14 protein-coding genes and 2 rRNA genes are annotated in these 17,508 nt (G+C 60.5%); 5 read left to right on the top strand and 11 right to left on the bottom strand.

What is annotated here, in order from left to right:
• The first annotated feature begins 149 nt into the window (after window positions 1-149).
• The 4 genes from FHU29_RS09670 to FHU29_RS23175 all read left to right on the top strand — a co-directional run bounded on the left by FHU29_RS09670 (window position 150) and on the right by FHU29_RS23175 (window position 4,955).
• Window positions 150-3,281: ribosomal RNA gene (locus FHU29_RS09670) — 23S ribosomal RNA — on the top strand.
• Between the two features lie 87 nt (window positions 3,282-3,368).
• Window positions 3,369-3,486: ribosomal RNA gene (gene rrf, locus FHU29_RS09665) — 5S ribosomal RNA — on the top strand.
• Window positions 3,487-3,667: 181 nt separating this feature from the next.
• Entirely contained in the window at window positions 3,668-4,480 is an 813-nt protein-coding gene (locus FHU29_RS09660) for an alpha/beta hydrolase family protein (RefSeq protein ID WP_221194903.1), read from the top strand.
• 352 nt (window positions 4,481-4,832) lie between these two features.
• Window positions 4,833-4,955, top strand: a complete 123-nt coding sequence (locus FHU29_RS23175; protein ID WP_260152438.1) for a hypothetical protein — start codon at window positions 4,833-4,835, stop codon at window positions 4,953-4,955.
• Between the two features lie 87 nt (window positions 4,956-5,042).
• On the opposite strand, the gene FHU29_RS09655 is transcribed toward FHU29_RS23175, so the two are convergent.
• Window positions 5,043-6,521 carry an amidase gene (locus FHU29_RS09655; protein WP_074390897.1) on the bottom strand — a complete coding sequence of 493 codons (1,479 nt, stop codon included), beginning with the start codon at window positions 6,519-6,521 and terminating at the stop codon, window positions 5,043-5,045.
• 174 nt (window positions 6,522-6,695) lie between these two features.
• Between FHU29_RS09655 and lpdA the strand changes: the two genes are divergently transcribed.
• On the top strand, window positions 6,696-8,099 hold the full coding sequence (lpdA, locus tag FHU29_RS09650) for a dihydrolipoyl dehydrogenase (protein WP_013805396.1): 1,404 nt from the start codon (window positions 6,696-6,698) through the stop codon (window positions 8,097-8,099).
• Between the two features lie 65 nt (window positions 8,100-8,164).
• Here lpdA and FHU29_RS09645 read toward each other — a convergent pair whose 3' ends face one another.
• The 10 genes from FHU29_RS09645 to FHU29_RS09600 all read right to left on the bottom strand — a co-directional run bounded on the left by FHU29_RS09645 (window position 8,165) and on the right by FHU29_RS09600 (window position 17,465).
• Entirely contained in the window at window positions 8,165-8,719 is a 555-nt protein-coding gene (locus FHU29_RS09645) for a carboxymuconolactone decarboxylase family protein (RefSeq protein ID WP_064441240.1), read from the bottom strand.
• Between the two features lie 13 nt (window positions 8,720-8,732).
• Window positions 8,733-9,584, bottom strand: a complete 852-nt coding sequence (locus tag FHU29_RS09640; RefSeq protein ID WP_064441239.1) for an SDR family NAD(P)-dependent oxidoreductase — start codon at window positions 9,582-9,584, stop codon at window positions 8,733-8,735.
• 40 nt (window positions 9,585-9,624) lie between these two features.
• On the bottom strand, window positions 9,625-11,301 hold the full coding sequence (gene atzF / locus FHU29_RS09635) for an allophanate hydrolase (RefSeq protein WP_064441238.1): 1,677 nt from the start codon (window positions 11,299-11,301) through the stop codon (window positions 9,625-9,627).
• A 99-nt stretch (window positions 11,302-11,400) separates the two neighbouring features.
• Complete coding sequence (gene urtE / locus FHU29_RS09630) at window positions 11,401-12,093, bottom strand: urea ABC transporter ATP-binding subunit UrtE (protein WP_064441237.1); 693 nt, start codon at window positions 12,091-12,093, stop codon at window positions 11,401-11,403.
• The gene (gene urtD / locus FHU29_RS09625; protein ID WP_064441270.1) at window positions 12,086-12,856 is read right to left on the bottom strand and encodes an urea ABC transporter ATP-binding protein UrtD; all 771 of its coding nucleotides are present in this window, start codon (window positions 12,854-12,856) and stop codon (window positions 12,086-12,088) included. The genes urtE and urtD overlap by 8 nt, the downstream gene beginning before the upstream one ends.
• 41 nt (window positions 12,857-12,897) lie before the next feature.
• Window positions 12,898-13,905 (bottom strand): urea ABC transporter permease subunit UrtC, encoded by a 1,008-nt coding sequence (gene urtC, locus FHU29_RS09620; RefSeq protein WP_064441269.1) that lies wholly within the window; start codon window positions 13,903-13,905, stop codon window positions 12,898-12,900.
• Window positions 13,906-14,018: 113 nt separating this feature from the next.
• Window positions 14,019-14,903 (bottom strand): urea ABC transporter permease subunit UrtB, encoded by an 885-nt coding sequence (urtB, locus tag FHU29_RS09615; protein WP_064441236.1) that lies wholly within the window; start codon window positions 14,901-14,903, stop codon window positions 14,019-14,021.
• A gap of 96 nt (window positions 14,904-14,999) precedes the next feature.
• Entirely contained in the window at window positions 15,000-16,250 is a 1,251-nt protein-coding gene (gene urtA, locus FHU29_RS09610; protein ID WP_157095253.1) for an urea ABC transporter substrate-binding protein, read from the bottom strand.
• A 370-nt stretch (window positions 16,251-16,620) separates the two neighbouring features.
• Entirely contained in the window at window positions 16,621-17,157 is a 537-nt protein-coding gene (locus FHU29_RS09605; protein ID WP_064441234.1) for a DUF6764 family protein, read from the bottom strand.
• A gap of 161 nt (window positions 17,158-17,318) precedes the next feature.
• A complete protein-coding gene (locus FHU29_RS09600) occupies window positions 17,319-17,465 on the bottom strand; it encodes a hypothetical protein (protein ID WP_013805406.1) in 147 nt (48 codons plus the stop codon).
• Window positions 17,466-17,508 lie beyond the last annotated feature (43 nt).

Here is a 17,508-nt window from a genome sequence, read left to right as displayed (position 1 = left end):
TTTTCAGGGGCATGGCTGATAGTGCCTGGCGGGAGTGGATGTTCACACGGTGTGTGGGGTCTGTGGCTGGGTGGTGTTGGTTGTGTGTGTTGTTTGAGAGCTGGATAGTGGTGTGACGAGTGTTTATTGCTTGTGATTGATTTTTTGTGTTGTAAGTGTTTAAGGGCGCATGGTGGATGCCTTGGCATCAGGAGCCGATGAAGGACGTGGGAGGCCGCGATAGGCCTCGGGGAGCTGTCAGCCGAGCTGTGATCCGAGGGTGTCCGAATGGGGAAACCCAGCACGAGTGATGTCGTGTTACCTGCCGTTGAATGTATAGACGGTGTGGAGGGAACGCGGGGAAGTGAAACATCTCAGTACCTGCAGGAAGAGAAAACAATTGAGTGATTCCGTGAGTAGTGGCGAGCGAAAGCGGATGGTGGCTAAACCTTGTGCGTGTGATACCCGGCGGGGGTTGCGTATGAGGGGTTGTGGGGCAGTGTTGTTCTGTTACCGCCGTGACAGTCAGATCCAGTGTGTGTGTTAGCGGAAGCCGCTTGGGATGGTGTGCCGGAGAGGGTGAGAGTCCCGTACGCGAAAATGTATGCCTGGTCTGTGACGTTGTACCCGAGTAGCAGCGGGCCCGTGAAATCTGCTGTGAATCTGCCGGGACCACCCGGTAAGCCTGAATACTCCCTGATGACCGATAGTGGATAAGTACCGTGAGGGAATGGTGAAAAGTACCCCGGGAGGGGAGTGAAATAGTACCTGAAACCATGCGCTTACAATCCGTCAGAGCCTTCCCCTTTTGGGGTGGGGTGATGGCGTGCCTTTTGAAGAATGAGCCTGCGAGTTAGTGGCATGTCGCGAGGTTAACCCGTGAGGGGCAGCCGTAGCGAAAGCGAGTCTGAATAGGGCGTTGCAGTGGCATGTTCTAGGCCCGAAGCGGAGTGATCTACCCATGGCCAGGGTGAAGCGTCGGTAAGACGTCGTGGAGGCCCGAACCCACTTAGGTTGAAAACTGAGGGGATGAGTTGTGGGTAGGGGTGAAAGGCCAATCAAACTCCGTGATAGCTGGTTCTCCCCGAAATGCATTTAGGTGCAGCGTCACGTGTTTCTTGCCGGAGGTAGAGCTACTGGATGGCCGATGGGCCTCACCAGGTTACTGACGTCAGCCAAACTCCGAATGCCGGTAAGTGAGAGCGTGGCAGTGAGACTGCGGGCGATAAGGTTCGCTGGTCGAGAGGGAAACAGCCCAGATCGCCGGCTAAGGCCCCTAAGCGTGTGCTAAGTGGAAAAGGATGTGGGACCGCTCAGACAGCCAGGAGGTTGGCTTAGAAGCAGCCACCCTTGAAAGAGTGCGTAATAGCTCACTGGTCTAGTGGTCCTGCGCCGATAATGTAGCGGGGCTCAAGCACACCGCCGAAGCCGCGGCGCTCCAGCATGACATCCGCACACCTCTTTGGGGGTGTGTGCAGTGGCTGGGGTGGGTAGGGGAGCGTCCTGCATCCAGGGAAGCAGCCGTGTGAACGAGTTGTGGAGGGTGTGGGAGTGAGAATGCAGGCATGAGTAGCGAAAGCAGAGTGAGAAACTCTGCCGCCGGATGACCAAGGGTTCCTGGGGCAGGTTAATCCGCCCAGGGTGAGTCGGGACCTAAGGCGAGGCCGACAGGCGTAGTCGATGGATAACGGGTTGATATTCCCGTACCCGTGTGGGCGCGTCCGTGGTGAATCGGTGAGACTAACCACCCAGAAGCCCTCTGTCCCGCTTCGGCGGGTGTGAGGGTGGATGCGTGGGACCTGATCCGGTAGTAGCCAAGCGATGGGGTGACGCAGGAAGGTAGTGGGGCCAGTCAGTGGTAATACTGGTGTAAGCCTGTAGCCCGGTGGATAGGTAAATCCGTCTGCCATCAAGGGTGAGAGGTGATGCGACCCCGTTGAGGGGGATTCCATGATCCTATGCTGCCGAGAAAAGCCTCTAGCGAGTTCCCGCATGGCCCGTACCCCAAACCGACACAGGTGGTCAGGTAGAGAATACTAAGGCGCTCGAGTTAACTGTGGTTAAGGAACTCGGCAAAATGCCCCCGTAACTTCGGGAGAAGGGGGACCACGCCCGGTGAGCCACCATTGCGTGGGGAGCTGGGGGTGGTCGCAGAGACCAGAGAGAAGCGACTGTTTACTAAAAACACAGGTCCGTGCGAAGCCGCAAGGCGAGGTATACGGACTGACGCCTGCCCGGTGCTGGAAGGTTAAGAGGACCGGTTAGCCCGTTAGGGCGAAGCTGAGAATTTAAGCCCCAGTAAACGGCGGTGGTAACTATAACCATCCTAAGGTAGCGAAATTCCTTGTCGGGTAAGTTCCGACCTGCACGAATGGCGTAACGACTTCTCTGCTGTCTCAACCACAGGCTCGGTGAAATTGCATTACGAGTAAAGATGCTCGTTACGCGCGGCAGGACGAAAAGACCCCGGGACCTTTACTGCAGCTTGGTATTGGTGTCTGGTTCGGTTTGTGTAGGATAGGTGGGAGACTGTGAAACCCTCACGCCAGTGGGGGCGGAGTCGTTGTTGAAATACCACTCTGACCGGATTGGGCATCTAACCTCGGACCCTGAACGGGTTCAGGGACAGTGCCTGGTGGGTAGTTTAACTGGGGCGGTTGCCTCCTAAAAAGTAACGGAGGCGCCCAAAGGTTCCCTCAGCCTGGTTGGCAATCAGGTGTTGAGTGCAAGTGCACAAGGGAGCTTGACTGTGAGACGTACATGTCGAGCAGGGACGAAAGTCGGGACTAGTGATCCGGCACCCCCGAGTGGAAGGGGTGTCGCTCAACGGATAAAAGGTACCCCGGGGATAACAGGCTGATCTTCCCCAAGAGTCCATATCGACGGGATGGTTTGGCACCTCGATGTCGGCTCGTCGCATCCTGGGGCTGGAGTAGGTCCCAAGGGTTGGGCTGTTCGCCCATTAAAGCGGCACGCGAGCTGGGTTTAGAACGTCGTGAGACAGTTCGGTCTCTATCCGCCGCGCGCGTTAAGAAACTTGAGGAAACCTGTCCCTAGTACGAGAGGACCGGGACGGACGGACCTCTGGTATGCCAGTTGTCCCACCAGGGGCACGGCTGGTTAGCCACGTCCGGAAGGGATAACCGCTGAAAGCATCTAAGCGGGAAGCCCGTTCCAAGATGAGGTTTCTCACCAACACGATTGGGTAAGGCCCCCCACAGACCATGGGGTTGATAGGCCAGAACTGGAAGCACGGCAACGTGTGCAGGTGACTGGTACTAACCGGCCGAGGACTTACACACAACCCAACACAACACAAAAACACGCGCACACCACTACCCAGCATCTGAAACAACACACCACCCCTTGCCACAACAAAAAAAGCTTGTCACGGCGGCCATAGCGGAGCGGGAAACGCCCGGACCCATCCCGAACCCGGAAGCTAAGCCCTCCAGCGCCGATGGTACTGCACACGCGAGAGTGCGGGAGAGTAGGACACCGCCGGACACCAACAAACAGAGGGGGACCCACCAGGGTCCCCCTCTGACCCATTTCTGGACCAATTTTCGGCTACTTGGCCCGCTGCTGGTTACTCCGCGTTACGCGCACTAGAAGCATCACAAGATCCAATCGCCTACTGTGGAAGCATGATCGGTAGGGGTGCACAGTGATCACCATCCCGGTACAGATGCCTGACTCGAGTGTCACGCCTGTCCGCGTCTTCGAAGCGTCAGAAGGTGCGCCGGTGATCGTGGTGTGGCCGGGATTCGGGCTATCAGCCAGCTACTACGATCCGTTTGCCACAGCGCTTACAGAACACGGTATCAACGTCGTAGTTGCTGAATTGCGAGGCCAAGGGGCCAGCGAACCCAGTCCTAGCCGGGAAAGTTCCTTCGGATACCAGGAAATGCTTACCGTTGATTTCCCCGCTGTGCTGGAAGTCGCGCGTGAGCAGTTTCCCGCAAGCACCCCTTTTCTGCTCGGCCACTCCGTTGGTGGTCAGCTGGCAGTGATGTTCGCCGCGCGGGTTGGGCACAATCTGGGTGGGCTGATTCTCGTGGCGGCAGGGTCCCCATATTTCAAAGGCTTCCCGGGAGCGCGCGTGTTCGGGCCACTAATCGGTGCGCAAGCGATGTCGCTTACCGCCAACATCGCTGGTTACTGGCCGGGGGACAAAGTGAACTTCGCGGGTTTCGGGCCCCAATCCAAGACACTCATCACCGATTGGTCGAGGTTCGCCCGTACGGGACGGATGGCGCCCACAGGCGCTGATATCGACTACGAAGAACGAATCGCTGAGATCGATCTACCTGTGCTGGCTGTCTCCGTTGCGCGCGATGAGCTGGCTCCTGGGCAGTCTGTCAAAAACCTAGTCAACAAACTGCAGTCCGCGAGGGTCACGTCGTGGCGCAACACTCAGCCGCTAGGTCACGTCGGCTGGATTCGGGAACCCGCCACGACAGTCGCCCGGATAAAGGACTGGCTCGAGGGGTTGAGTTGAGTTCTCTCTTTACTATCGGGCCGTCGTTAATGTTCGATTAGGGTAGCGGTTTCGCACCGGCCTACTGCAACTGCCTTCCACTACCTGGCGTTTCAGGCGCTGTTTGCTCAATACCCCTAATAATGGATTAACCCGTACGAAAATTTATTAGCAGAACTAATGTGCGCTTCACACTATTTATTCCACCCACTGTTGTGAATTTCACGGTAATCAACTGTGATCTGTCCGTGATAAAAGTACACGTACAATTATGGTATTGCTCTTCCAAATTTGAGCCCCAAATGTTCCAATATCCTTGGGCGCCATATGGGGCCTATGTAGGGAATCTGTTTTCAATCACACAGGAGTGAACATGGGAAGCCTGGAAGCTTTTGCCGACTTCGGCGCGATGTTTGATGCGTTCTTCAACTTCTTCGACTTCTTCGGTGGCGGTGGAGAAGCCGGTGGCGACGGAGGCTTCACCTTCCTCAGCTGATGCCGGAGACCGTCTATCGGTCTCCGCTGACTGAAGCCGACAAGGCGCCCGGGCTACACGCTTCGGGCGCCTTGTCTGTTGTGCGGCCTAGTATTCGACGCGCCGTGCCGGAGGGCTCCAGCCACCGAGGCCAGTCTCGAGCGCCAGTGCAATACGAAGGGCGACGTGATCGTTGCCGGGTGCCGCCGCCACCTGAAGACCAAGGGGCAGCCCAGAACTATTAAGCCCGGTGGGTACTTGAGTGACCGGTAAGCCGAGGATATTGAACACGATCGTGTTGCTCGCGAGCCATGGCTGTCCGTAAGTGGTGAAGTGTCGGGGTGCGAGCCGCGGAAACGGCGGAAACAGGAGCGCGCCGTCTCCCAGGAGATCGGTAAGGTGGTCCGCGGCCTTCTGAGCACCGTCGACGAGACGGCGGGCAGCCCGGGTGCGTAAGCGCCGCGCAGGCGCTGCTTCAGCGAGACGTAGCAGAGCGACAGGCGCCGTGGCGAGGCTCCGAAGAGCCGACGGGTTCGCGGTATTCGAGGCGCCAACGATTTCGGCCACAATGCTCGCGAAGTCGAGACTTGACGAAAGCGCCGCGAGCGCCTGGGCGATTGTCCAACGCAGCGAAGGGAGTGAAACCTCGGTGACCTGAGCTCCTTGAGCTTCGAGCATCCGCCCTGCCAAGAACCGCGCCGTCTCGAGGTCCGCCCGTGGCTTGGTAAGTGTCGCGCCGGTGGCCAGCACCACCCGGAGCCCGGCGAGGCTAACGTTCTCGGGGTCACCGAGAGGCATCAGGGCGGAGACAGGGTCACTCGCATGAGGACCGCCGATGATCTTCAAAACGAGGTGAAGGTCCTCAGCGCGTCTGGCTACTGGGCCCAGGAACAGCGTCCTGCGGGCATCCCCGTTTGCCATCGGGAAATGTCCAGTAGTGGGGACGAGGCCAACAGAGGGCAGGTGCGCGAAAACGCCGTTGAAGAACGCGGGGATGCGCAATGACCCGCCGAGGTCCGACCCAATCGAAACAGGTGATCCGCCGCACGCAACGGCGGCTCCATCGCCTCCCGACGAGCCGCCAGCGGTGCGTGACAGATCGTAGGGGTTGTTGACCCGCCCGTAGAGGGGGTTGTACGTCTCCATCCAAAAGACGGGACCAGCTGAATTAGTGACTCCGAGGACGATCCCGCCGGCTGCGCGCAAGCGGGCAATAGCAGGAGCGTCTTCCTCGGGGATGACGTTGCGCCGGTGCGGGAAGCCCGCAGAATTGGGCAACCCCCGGACAGCGATGAACTCCTTGACTGTAAACGGGACCCCGCATAGCGGCGGTATGGGTGTGTCTCGATGCGCACTAGCCAGAAAGTCATCCGCACGCTCGGCGTCGGCAAGCGCTTCAGCGAAGCGGCCGCGCGCGATCGCACCGAGATTCTTGTTCCGCTCGAGCATCAAAATGTGCTCTTGCACGACTTCGCGTGATGTGAGTTGTCGCGATGCGATGGCGCGGGCGAGTTCACGCGCTGACCATTCGGTCAGGCGTTTCTTCCGCCCAGCGCGGACCTGCTGTGGCTCCGCTAGTTCCGTCATAACCAGCCCCTCACCGTTGAGTACTGGTGCGTGTGTTGAGACTGAGGTCAGTATGGACCACTGTGAATTGAGTCGCTGACGATTGTCCCGATTGTGACCGTATGCGCGATCCCACATCAGTAAATCCGACCCAACTCAGGACAGCGACTGGGCACACGACTACGATTTTGTAGCGTGGCTGCACATTATGACGTTGTTGTTCTCGGAGCTGGACCTGGTGGGTACGTAGCGGCGATCCGCTGTGCGCAACTAGGACTTAAAACTGCGATTGTGGAAGAGAAGTACTGGGGTGGGGTCTGCCTCAACGTGGGCTGTATCCCGTCGAAGGCGCTGCTGCGCAACGCCGAACTCGCCCACCTCATTACTAAAGAAGCCAAGGTATTTGGCATCGAGGGAGAAGTGAAGCTCGATTTCGGAGCTGCCTACGACCGGAGCCGTAAGGTCGCTGACGGCCGGGTCAAGGGTGTCCACTTCCTCATGAAGAAAAACAAGATCACCGAATATGAAGGGCGCGGCTCCTTCACGGATGATCACACGATTTCTGTCGAGTTGTCTAAGGGCGGGACTGAAGAGGTCACGTTCGACAACGCGATCATCGCGACTGGTACCGAAACCAAGTTGCTGCCGGGCACGGAGCTCAGCGAGAACGTTGTGACCTACGAAGAACAGATCATGACTCGGGACCTGCCGGGGTCGATCGTCATCGTCGGTGCTGGCGCGATCGGTATGGAGTTCGGCTACGTGCTCGCCAACTATGGTGTCGACGTCACCATCGTTGAGTTCCTCGACCGCGCGCTGCCAAATGAGGATGCGGACGTCTCGAAGGAAATCGAGAAGACGTACAAGAAGCTCGGCGTCAAGGTCAAGACAGGCGCTTCGGTGCAGAGCATCGAGGACGACGGTTCGTCCGTCACGGTGAAGATCAAGGACAACAAGACCGAGAAGACCGAAACCGTTACGGTCGACAAGGTGCTTCAGGCAGTCGGATTCGGTCCGCGCGTGAAGGGTTTCGGGCTCGAAAACACGGGTGTAGAGCTCACCGATCGTGGGGCGATCGAAATCGACGCGCGCATGCGTACGAACGTGCCGCACATCTATGCGATCGGCGACGTCACCGCCAAATTGATGCTCGCACACGTTGCAGAGGCGCAGGGCGTCGTGGCCGCGGAAACGATCGGTGATGCCGAGACGCTCGAGCTCGGTGACTACCGGATGATGCCGCGCGCTACCTTCTGCCAGCCTCAGGTTGCGAGCTTCGGGCTCACCGAGCAGCAGGCCAAGGATGAAGGTTACGACATCAAGGTCGCGACCTTCCCGTTCATGGCTAACGGCAAGGCGCATGGCTTGGGGGATACGACCGGCTTTGTGAAGCTCATCGCTGACAAGAAGTACGGTGAACTCCTCGGCGGGCACCTGATCGGCCCGGACGTGTCCGAACTTCTTCCCGAGCTGACTCTCGCGCAGAAGTGGGACCTGACGGTGAACGAATTGGCACGGAACGTGCACACGCACCCGACTCTCAGCGAAGCGCTCCAGGAAGCGATTCACGGCCTCGCGGGACACATGATCAACTTCTAGACAACCGACTGTGGAGGGGTGCGCTGCTCACGAATGGGGCAGCGTACCCCTCCACATCGTTTGGGCTACTTCGGTGCTAGCGCACCGCGCTTGTGGTCACGTTCGATGCGCAGCACGCGGATTGTCGTTGCGAGTGCGTCATATTGACCGATGAGCATGACGATTTCGATCAGCTCACGCGTCTTGTAGAACCGGCTCAGTCGTTCCCAGGTCTCATCATCGATATCTTTAGTTTGTATGACCTGGTCCACTGCTGTTAACAGAGCGGCGTGACGAACTGACCACCCAGGAGCAGACGGCCCACGCTCGATGCGATCGATGATCGCGGGGCTGAGCCCCGCGCGCTTTCCGAGGCGTTCGTGATGGTCATACTCGTAGTCGCAGCCGCGCAAATAGGCGATTCGCAGAATCGCCATTTCCACCTCGTACCGGGGAATCGAGCCGAAGGGCATAAGCCGTGCCGAGAACATCAGCCACGCGCGGAAGAGTCCGCGCGCCTGGCCAAGCGTGCTGAAGAGATGCACGTCGTCGACGCGCATCACCTGTGACGCGAGACGGCTGAACCCCCAGTTGGCTGGGCCGAGTTCGGCGAGGGAACCAGGCGAAATCCGGGGCTTCATCGTCACAGTTCTCCTACTCAGGTTGCGGGGTCGTGAGCGGCGCCCGCTCAGTTCGGGCCACCTCGAGGGCAGCGGCAACGTTACGCCGCACCGTAAGGTCGACCACGCGCTGGGCGAGCGGCCGTACGTAGCGTAGTGGCTTCGCATGCGAAGGCGCTGCGATGACCCTTGCGCGGCTAGCGATTCCTCTTTCGAGCGCCGTAATCGCTGATTCGAGGGGGGCCACTCCTGGCAGATGTGACGATTTCGTCAGCGCGTGCGCCGCGTCAGTGCCGAACCCGCGGCTTGTCATGTCGGTGTCGATCCTGCCGAAATACGCTACCCCTACGCGGGCGCCGGTCGGGTGGAGTTCAGTCCGGAGGGTATTGCCGAGCGCTTCTACGCCCGCCTTGGACGCGCTGTACGCGCCGACCAGGGGCAAGTTGATGACAGCAGCGAGGGAGGAAACGAGGAGAAAGTAACCGCGCTTGCCTGCGATGTGGGGCGCTGCGGCGTAGATGGTGTTGTAGGCGCCAGTGAGGTTGACTTCGATAGTGCGGCGGAAGATTTCGGGATCACCCTCGATCAGCGGCAACTGTGCCGCGATGCCGGCGTTCGCGACGACCACATCGATGCCGTCCAGGCGTGTACGAACCGAATCGACAGCAGCGTGAACGCTTTCTAGCTTCGCGACATCGCATTCGTGCCACGGTGCGCCGCCGCACTGCGTGGCGACGCCTTCAAGCAGATCGGGTTCGAGGCCGATCAGGCCGACATGCGCGCCCCGGTCAGAGAGGCGCTGAGCAAGTGCCGCGCCGATTCCCCGTGCCGCGCCGGTGATGAGTATGCGGCGGCCACTGAGCTTCTTATCGAGTTTCCCCGTCACGCCCCCACCATACGTGCCGGGAGCGTGCGCGCGACGCAGTTCATCTGTGTGCACGCGCGGATGGGGTTTGATACGCCGCCCAGCCCCCGTATCCAGAAATGTCGTTACCCTCGGGTTCGCTGCAGCCGAATCCGACTACCCACCTTCCGTCCTCGAGTTCAGTTTTGCCCAGTGTCATTGGGCGGGGAAGTGCCGCAAGGAAACGCCCGAGACCTGCGTGCGGGAGCCGCCATAGTTCGCCCCTGAGGCTCACACCGTCGGCTGCCCGGATTACTGCGGGCTTGGCGATAGGTCCAGGCAGAGCGAACATCTGATAAGCGGCGGCGGTTCGCACATCGCTGACGAACCGCGCCCCAGCATCCAGAAGCTCATGATTCAGCGGGAAGCCGCGCATGTGTGCGCCAAAAACAGCCACCTCGGCGCCGGTTTCGGTGAGGATCCCCGGCTCGGTGCCGGTTATCAGAGACGCAATATCAATTGCCGCTTGATCGTCGAAAGCTCGCGTTACGACGCTGACACCGAAGAGTCCGCCGTCCGCCGCACCTGCTGGCACGGCGACCGCAGCCATGTCGAGCAAGTTCAGAAAGTTGGTATAGGTCCCCATCATGGCGTTGACGCCGAGCGGGTCAGCGGCAACTTCGGCGAGGGTGGGGTGCGTGGGCGCTGTGGGAAGGAGCATCGCATCGAACCCCTCGAGCAGTGCCTGCGTCTGGAGCTTTACGCCGCGCAGGTGCTGTTGGTCGCGTGCCAGTTGCGCGCCCGTGACGTGCTGCGCCTTGGCCGCAATCTGCTGGACTGACGCGTCGGCGGTCACGCCTGCGCCGGTCACGAACTCACCGAATGACGCATAGCGTTCCGCGACGAGCGCCCCATCGTAGAGCAGTCTGGCGGCACTGAGGAACGTGGAAATATCGATCGCCGACACTCTCGCGCCAGCAGCTTCGAGCTGTGTCACCGCCGCGGCGAAACACTCACGCGCCTCGCGCGAAAGCAGGCTCAGATCCTTCTCGGACGGTATTGCTATGTTGGGCGTCAGCGGTGCTGCGAGACGGGCATCTGGAGGCCATTGCCGTGATGCTGGGTCCCTTGGTGAAGGCCCCGCCATGGTCCGCATGACGCGCACCGTATCGGCGAGTGTCGGCGCGAACGCGGTCAGACAGTCGTATGAGGGGCATGCTGGGACAACGCCGTCTGCCGGGATCAGGCCCAGCGTGGCCTTCATACCGACGATTCCGTTCAGGGCTGCTGGCACACGTCCCGACCCTGCCGTGTCTGTCCCCAGCGCGAAGTCCGCAATCCCAAGTGCCACTGCGACTGCGGACCCTGAACTCGAACCTCCTGCGATTCGCTCAGGGTGGTGCGCATTCCGGCACGCACCGTAGGGGCTTCGCGTGCCGACGAGGCCGGTAGCGAACTGGTCGAGGTTCGTTTTGCCGAGCACGAGCGCCCCCGCATCGACCAGCCGCTGAACTCCAGTCGCGGAGCGCTCTGGGGTGTAGGCGAACTCTGGGCACGCTGCTGTAGTAGGCAGCCCGGCTACGTCGATGTTGTCCTTGACGGCGAACACCGTTCCTGCGAGCGGAAGCGCGGAGTCTACTGCCGCGGCCTCCGCAAGCACATCCCCAATTGGGCGCAGGTGAATCCAGACCTCTGGGCGATCCGTCTCCGCGATGCGTTCGTAGGCTCGAAGGACTCGGTCTTGGGGTGTCGGTGACATGGCACTCACTCCTTATCTGTCACACGATAGAAATTGCTGAGCGAAATGTGCGCCCAGATGACACCTCAGCAGGGCACCTGGGCGCAGCGCAGGCGCTTATCAGATCGTCATGGCAGCCCGAACCTCGTGGGCCGCTGCCGTACCGCCCGGGCCAGATGCAGTGACGCGGCCGGCTTCCAGGACGTAATACCTACTCGCAGCGCGCAACGCGAACCCGATGTGCTGTTCCACTAGCAGCACACCCAGCCCGCCCCGCTGCGTGAGCGTGAGGATCTTTTCCTCGATCTCCTGAACAACCGAAGGCTGAATGCCCTCCGTGGGTTCGTCGAGGATCAGCATCCGGGGCTCCGTGATCAGTGCTCGCGCGATAGCGAGCTGCTGCCGCTGACCACCGGAAAGCAGCCCAGCACGCCTCGTGAGAAGCTCCTTCAGCGCGGGAAACATATCCAACGATTCGTCGATGAGCTCCTTGCCGCGGGCTCGCCCATCCGCGACAACCTGAAGATTCTCCATCGTCGTCAATTGGCCGAACGACTGCTGGCCCTGCGGAACATACGCAAGCCCGCGCATGACCCGGGCGCTGGGTCGCATCGAGGTGACGTCCTCACCGTCGAAGTGGACGCTGCCTTTGCTAGCTTTAAGCAGCCCGACTGCGGTGCGAAGCAGAGTCGTTTTCCCGGCCCCGTTGTGGCCCATGATCGCCACAACCCCGTCCGTCGGGACCTCGATCGACACGTCGTGGATGACGGTGGTTTTGCCGTAGCCAGTGTGGACGCCCTTCAGCTCAAGCATCGTCACCCTCCTCAAGTTCGGTGCCAGCCGCGGCGGCTGTTCCGAGGTAAACCTGCTGGACCTTGGGGTCGGCCTGTACTTCGGCCACGGTGCCCTCGCTCAGCACTTTTCCGCCGTGCAGCACTGTCACCGAAGTAGCGAACTGCCGCATGAAATCCATGTCGTGCTCAACAACGACGACAGTCCGCTCACCCCCGATGCGGCGAAGCAGGTTTCCGGTTTCCTCACGTTCCTCATGGCTCATGCCAGCCACAGGTTCGTCGAGCAGCAGAACAGTCGAATTCTGGACGAGCAGCATGCCAATTTCGAGCCACTGCTTCTGCCCGTGCGCGAGAACCCCCGCGGGTTCGTCGCGCAACCCGCTGAGACCGATGATGTCGAGCGCCTCGTCGATCTTCGCCTCCACGCCCCTCCGGGTACGGAGCAGCGCGAGCGCTGAACGCCGTGCTCCCGCAGCGATATCGAGATTCTGCAGGACCGTCAGGTTCTCAAAGACACTCGCGGTCTGAAACGTGCGGCCGACACCGAGGCGGGCAATCTTGTGTGCCCGCTTGCCGATCAGTTCAACACCAGACTTCTGGACCGAACCGGTGGCGGAGACAAGGCCTGTAATGGCATCTACCAGCGTTGTCTTTCCGGCGCCGTTGGGGCCGATCAGGAAGCGCAGATCTCCCTGCAGCAGCGTCATGTTCACGCCGGAAACCGCTTTGAATCCGTCGAAGTCGACAGTCAGGTCCGAGATCTCTAGGTACTCGGACCCCATACCGACGTTGCCGCCGTAGGCGGGTGCATGTGTGGCAGTTGTCACGGGGTGCCCTCCTTCTGCTTCTTGCGCCGACGAAGCAGGAACAACGACGCGATCCCGCCGGGCAGGAACCCGACGACAAGCACGAACAGTGCGCCCTGGGCGTACGTCCACGCGGACGGGAACTGCTCCGACAACGTCGTCTGCGCCCAGGCGACAGCGATTGCACCTAGCACTGGTCCGAGCAGGGTGGTGCGGCCACCAATCGCGACACCGATGATGAATGCGATCGAGGCGAGAACACCGACGTCTTGCGGGGTGATGATGCCGACGATCGGGACGAACAGCGCTCCCGCGATCGATGCCCACAAGGCCGCGACGACGTAAGCGACCAGCTTGATGTTCGCGGGGTCGTAGCCGAGGAAGCGGACGCGCTCCTCCTGGTCCCGCACGGCGACGAGTAATTCGCCGTACCGGCTGTTCATCAGCTGCCGGGTGATGAACATGACCACCAGCAACGTACCGGCGGCGATGAAATAGAGCATTTGCTTATTGACCGGATCATTCAGCGTGAAGCCGAACCAGGTGCGGAAGTAACTTATGCCGTTCGAGCCGCCAAGCGTGTTCTGCTGACTGATAAGCAATATGGCAAATGCCGCAGCGAGTGCCTGGCTGAGGATTGCAAAGTACGCGCCCTTCACCCGCCGCTTGAAGATACCCATACCGAGCAGCAGCGCCAGCAACGGCGGGATGGTCAGAATCATCAGCAACGTCGCGAATGGGCTCGTGAATGGGAGCCAGAAGCCGGGTAGGTCACGCTGTCCGCCGAGTTGCATGAAGTCGGGCAGTGCTCCCGAACCGTCGCGGATTTCTGCGTCGGCGAGCTTCATGTGCATGGCCATCATATAAGCGCCGAGTCCGAAGAACACGCCCTGCCCGAGGGTGAGCATTCCACCGCGGCCCCACGCCAGACCGATGCCAACAGCGACGATGGCGAAGCACAAGAACTTGCCAAGCAGATTGAGGCGGAAATCGCTCAGCAAGGCAGGTGCGACGACGAACAACATCAGAGCGCCAGCTGCGAATCCGAGGGCTACGCCGTAGCGCTCGAACCACGACCGCTCAGCTTTCGGGATCTTCGGCTTCGCGGCGTCGGGGGAATCCTTGACCAAAGTGCTGATCATACGAGGCTCCTAGTCTTGACGCTGACGAGGCCCTGCGGCCGAACTTGCAGGAAGATGATGATCGCAACGAACACCAAGACTTTCGCGATGCTCGCGGTGGTGGAGTATTCGATTACCGAGTGCAGCACTCCCAGCGCGAACGCAGCGATCACCGCCCCGCGAATCTGTCCGAGACCACCAGCGATGACGACCAGGAACGCGTCGACGATGTAGCTCTGACCAATCGTCGGGCTTGTTGATCCGATCAGTGTCAGCGCGACCCCAGCTACTCCAGCGAGACCAGAGCCGATGAAGAAGGTCGTGAGGTCGGTGCGCCGGCTTGAGATTCCGCTCACTTCAGCAAGGTCACGGTTCTGAACGACCGCGCGGATCCGGCGCCCTATGGAGGTGTACTTCAGCGCTGCGGCGAGAACGGCAACGCACACAATGGCGAGAATCAGGATGAACAGGCGTGATTTCGTTAGCACGACGCCGAGTACTTCGATGTTGCCGCGCAGAAACTCTGGTGTGGCGACGTTGACGGCGGGAGCGCCGAAGATGTCCCGCGCTACCTGCTGCAGGATCAGCCCGACACCGAACGTGACGAGCAACGTGTCCAGCGGCCGGTGATACATGCGTTTAAGCAGGGTCGCTTCGAGTATTACGCCCATCGTGCCGCCGACGCAGAAACCGACAATCAGCGACACGAACAGCGACACCCCGGCACTCGAAATAACTTGTTGAACAACGAATGCGGTGTACGACCCGGCCATGATGAACTCACCATGCGCCATGTTGATGACGCCCATCTGGCCGAACGTGAGGGAGAGGCCCAGCGCGATCAGAAGCAAGATCGAACCGATGCTGAGCCCGGTGAAGAGCTGGCTGGCTAAAACGTCCATCGACACCAACCTTTCGTGTGAGAACTGACTTGTGGCCGCACGCTGGGGCCTGTACCTGTCAGGCACGGGCCCCAGGCCGCTAAATCAGTTGGGGCATCAGTTGCCGGACAGGCCTTCAGCCCACTCGTACGACTCGAGGTAGGGGTCCGGATCGATCGGGCCGTCGGACTCCCACACGGTGTCGATGAGTCCGTCACTGTTGATCACGCCGATGCGTGACGTCTTGGTGATGTGGTTGTTGTCGCCATTGATCGTCACGGTGCCTTCGGGCGCAGCGAAGGACACTCCACCTGCCGCAGCCTGTACGTCGGCGACGTCGAATGATTCAGCCTGCTCGACTGATTCCTTCCAGAGGTAGACCGAGGTGTACGCGGCTTCCATCGGATCGGAGGTCGGCTTATTGTCGCCGAATCGCTCCTTGTACGCAGCAACGAATGTCTGGTTCTCCGGAGTGTCGACGGTCTGGTAGTAGTTCCACGCGGTCAGCTGGCCCTCGATGTTCTGCACACCGATGCCGCCGACCTCTTCCTCCGCAATGGACACTGAGACGACCGGCATCGCTTCGGCAGTGAGGCCCGCGTTGGAGTACTCGCGGAAGAAGGCGACGTTGGAGTCACCGTTCAGGGTGTTGAAGACCGCATCTGCTCCAGCGGTGCGGACTTTGTTGACGATGGTCGAGAAGTCGGTTGAACCCAGCGGGGTGTAGTCCTCACCGAGGATCTCGATTCCATTCGCTTCGGCATAGGCCTTGATCACAGAGTTTGCCGTGCGCGGGAACACATAGTCGCTGCCCACGAGGTACAGCGATTCTGTGCCCTGTTCTTTCAAGTAATCAAGGGCTGGGACGATTTGCTGGTTCGTGGTAGCGCCGGAGTAGAAGATGTTCGGGGAGGCTTCGAGACCCTCATATTGGACGGGGTAGTAGAGCAGGGAATTGTTGTCCTCGAAGACCGGCAGCATCGCTTTACGGCTTGCGGAGGTCCAGCCACCAAAGACTGCTGCCACACAGTCCTGGCGGATCAGCTTTTCCGCCTTCTCGGCGAATGTGGCGGGGTCGGACGCGCCATCTTCACCGACGACCTGAATCTGCTTGCCGAGGACGCCACCGTCAGCGTTGATTTCTTCCACCGCGAGGCGGATCGAGTCGCGAACGGTGACCTCGCTGATCGCCATCGTGCCCGAGAGCGAGTTCAGGGACCCAACCTTGATTGTGTCACCACTTGTATCCACGCACGATTCCGCGCTGGCAGCCGCTTCATCGCCAGCACGGCTGCCGCACGCCGTGAGAAGTAGACCGATCGCTACCAGTGCGGTGGGGGCAGCGATCATGCGCCTGGACAACCTCATCGGCACACCTTTCGTTCCGTTCGTCGGGAGCTTTCGGTGACGCCGTGAGGGCGCCACGTTGAAGCCAGTCCTGGGGAACGGTATTGAGTGCCTGTTTCGGTCAAGTGACCAGTTGTCACGGTGAGGTGAATCACTGTTACCGGGTGGTAAACAGTCCCAAAGTGGGCGAAAAGGAAGTGTGACGGGCGCTGGGTGAAGCACACAGCGCCCGCCACTATCGTCGTGAACCCTCCGGGCCGCAGCCCGCAACCCCCGCGATGGATGGCGGTGTGCGGGGGCGGCTCACTGGGGCTGGGCCCGGGGTCGCACGACGACCATCGGGTGCCGTCACCCGGTGGGGCGGGCAGTGGGGCGGCACCCGAAGACTAGGTCAGCCCAGAGGGACGGTGCTCATCCCGTCGGAAAAGCAGCCTTTACCTGTCTGGAAATCACCCGCGAACGCAAGCCCGCCCATGCACTGGGGCGCGGCGGTTCCGGAGACCATGACAGTGGCACTCGGTCCTGCGATTCCGATTGAAAGCCCCGGGTTGAGGCCCCACGTTTCCGCCGTTGCACCATCGCCGATGGCAATGGCAGCGGGGCCTGAGAAGTTGGTCGCCGCGCTCGTCGCGGTACCACCATCCGCCGCAATCGCCAGGGAAAGTCCGAACATTTCTCCGGCCGCTGCGGCGTTTCCGTCAAAGCCAAATGCTGCTGCCGCGCTCGAATCGTCTGCGGTCGCAGAACATGATGATGTGGCAGAGGTTGCTGCCGGGCCCGTTCCCGGAACCGCCGGACACTCCACGGGCGCGGCTGCTGCTGTCGTCGCACCCAGTAGTGACGCCGAGCCGGCTATCAGGGCGCCGCTCGCAGCGAGAGCGAGGCGGCGTGTAACGCGATGGTGTGTTGATACTGCCGTCTGAGACATGCCATCTCCATCGGGGTGAAGGTGTGAACTGCCTTACACACAGTCTTCGGAGCATGAGTTCAGACGGATTGGGTCAGAGCGAAACTTTCGGGAAAATTTCTGAGAAACGAGTTAGCGCGGGTCCGGAAGCCGGGACCCGCGCTAACTTGCACACGCTGCCCTTAGGAGCCGAGGAAACCATCGACGGAGCCAGCGAGGTCGCCGAACATGTCGAAGACCATCTCGAAGTTGCTGAAGTCGCCAGTGCCGTCGTTGTCTCTGATCCACAGCGCGAACGCCGCGATCATATCGAGAATCGAACCGAACATGTGCGTAACCCCTTCACAGTAAACCGCTTTCAGCGCGGGCATT

It is taken from the genome of Hoyosella altamirensis (assembly GCF_014191505.1).
GTDB classification, from domain to species: Bacteria; Actinomycetota; Actinomycetes; order Mycobacteriales; family Mycobacteriaceae; genus Hoyosella; species Hoyosella altamirensis.
Note: the sequence above shows the minus strand (reverse complement) of the source record. Positions and strands in the feature narration are given on the sequence as shown.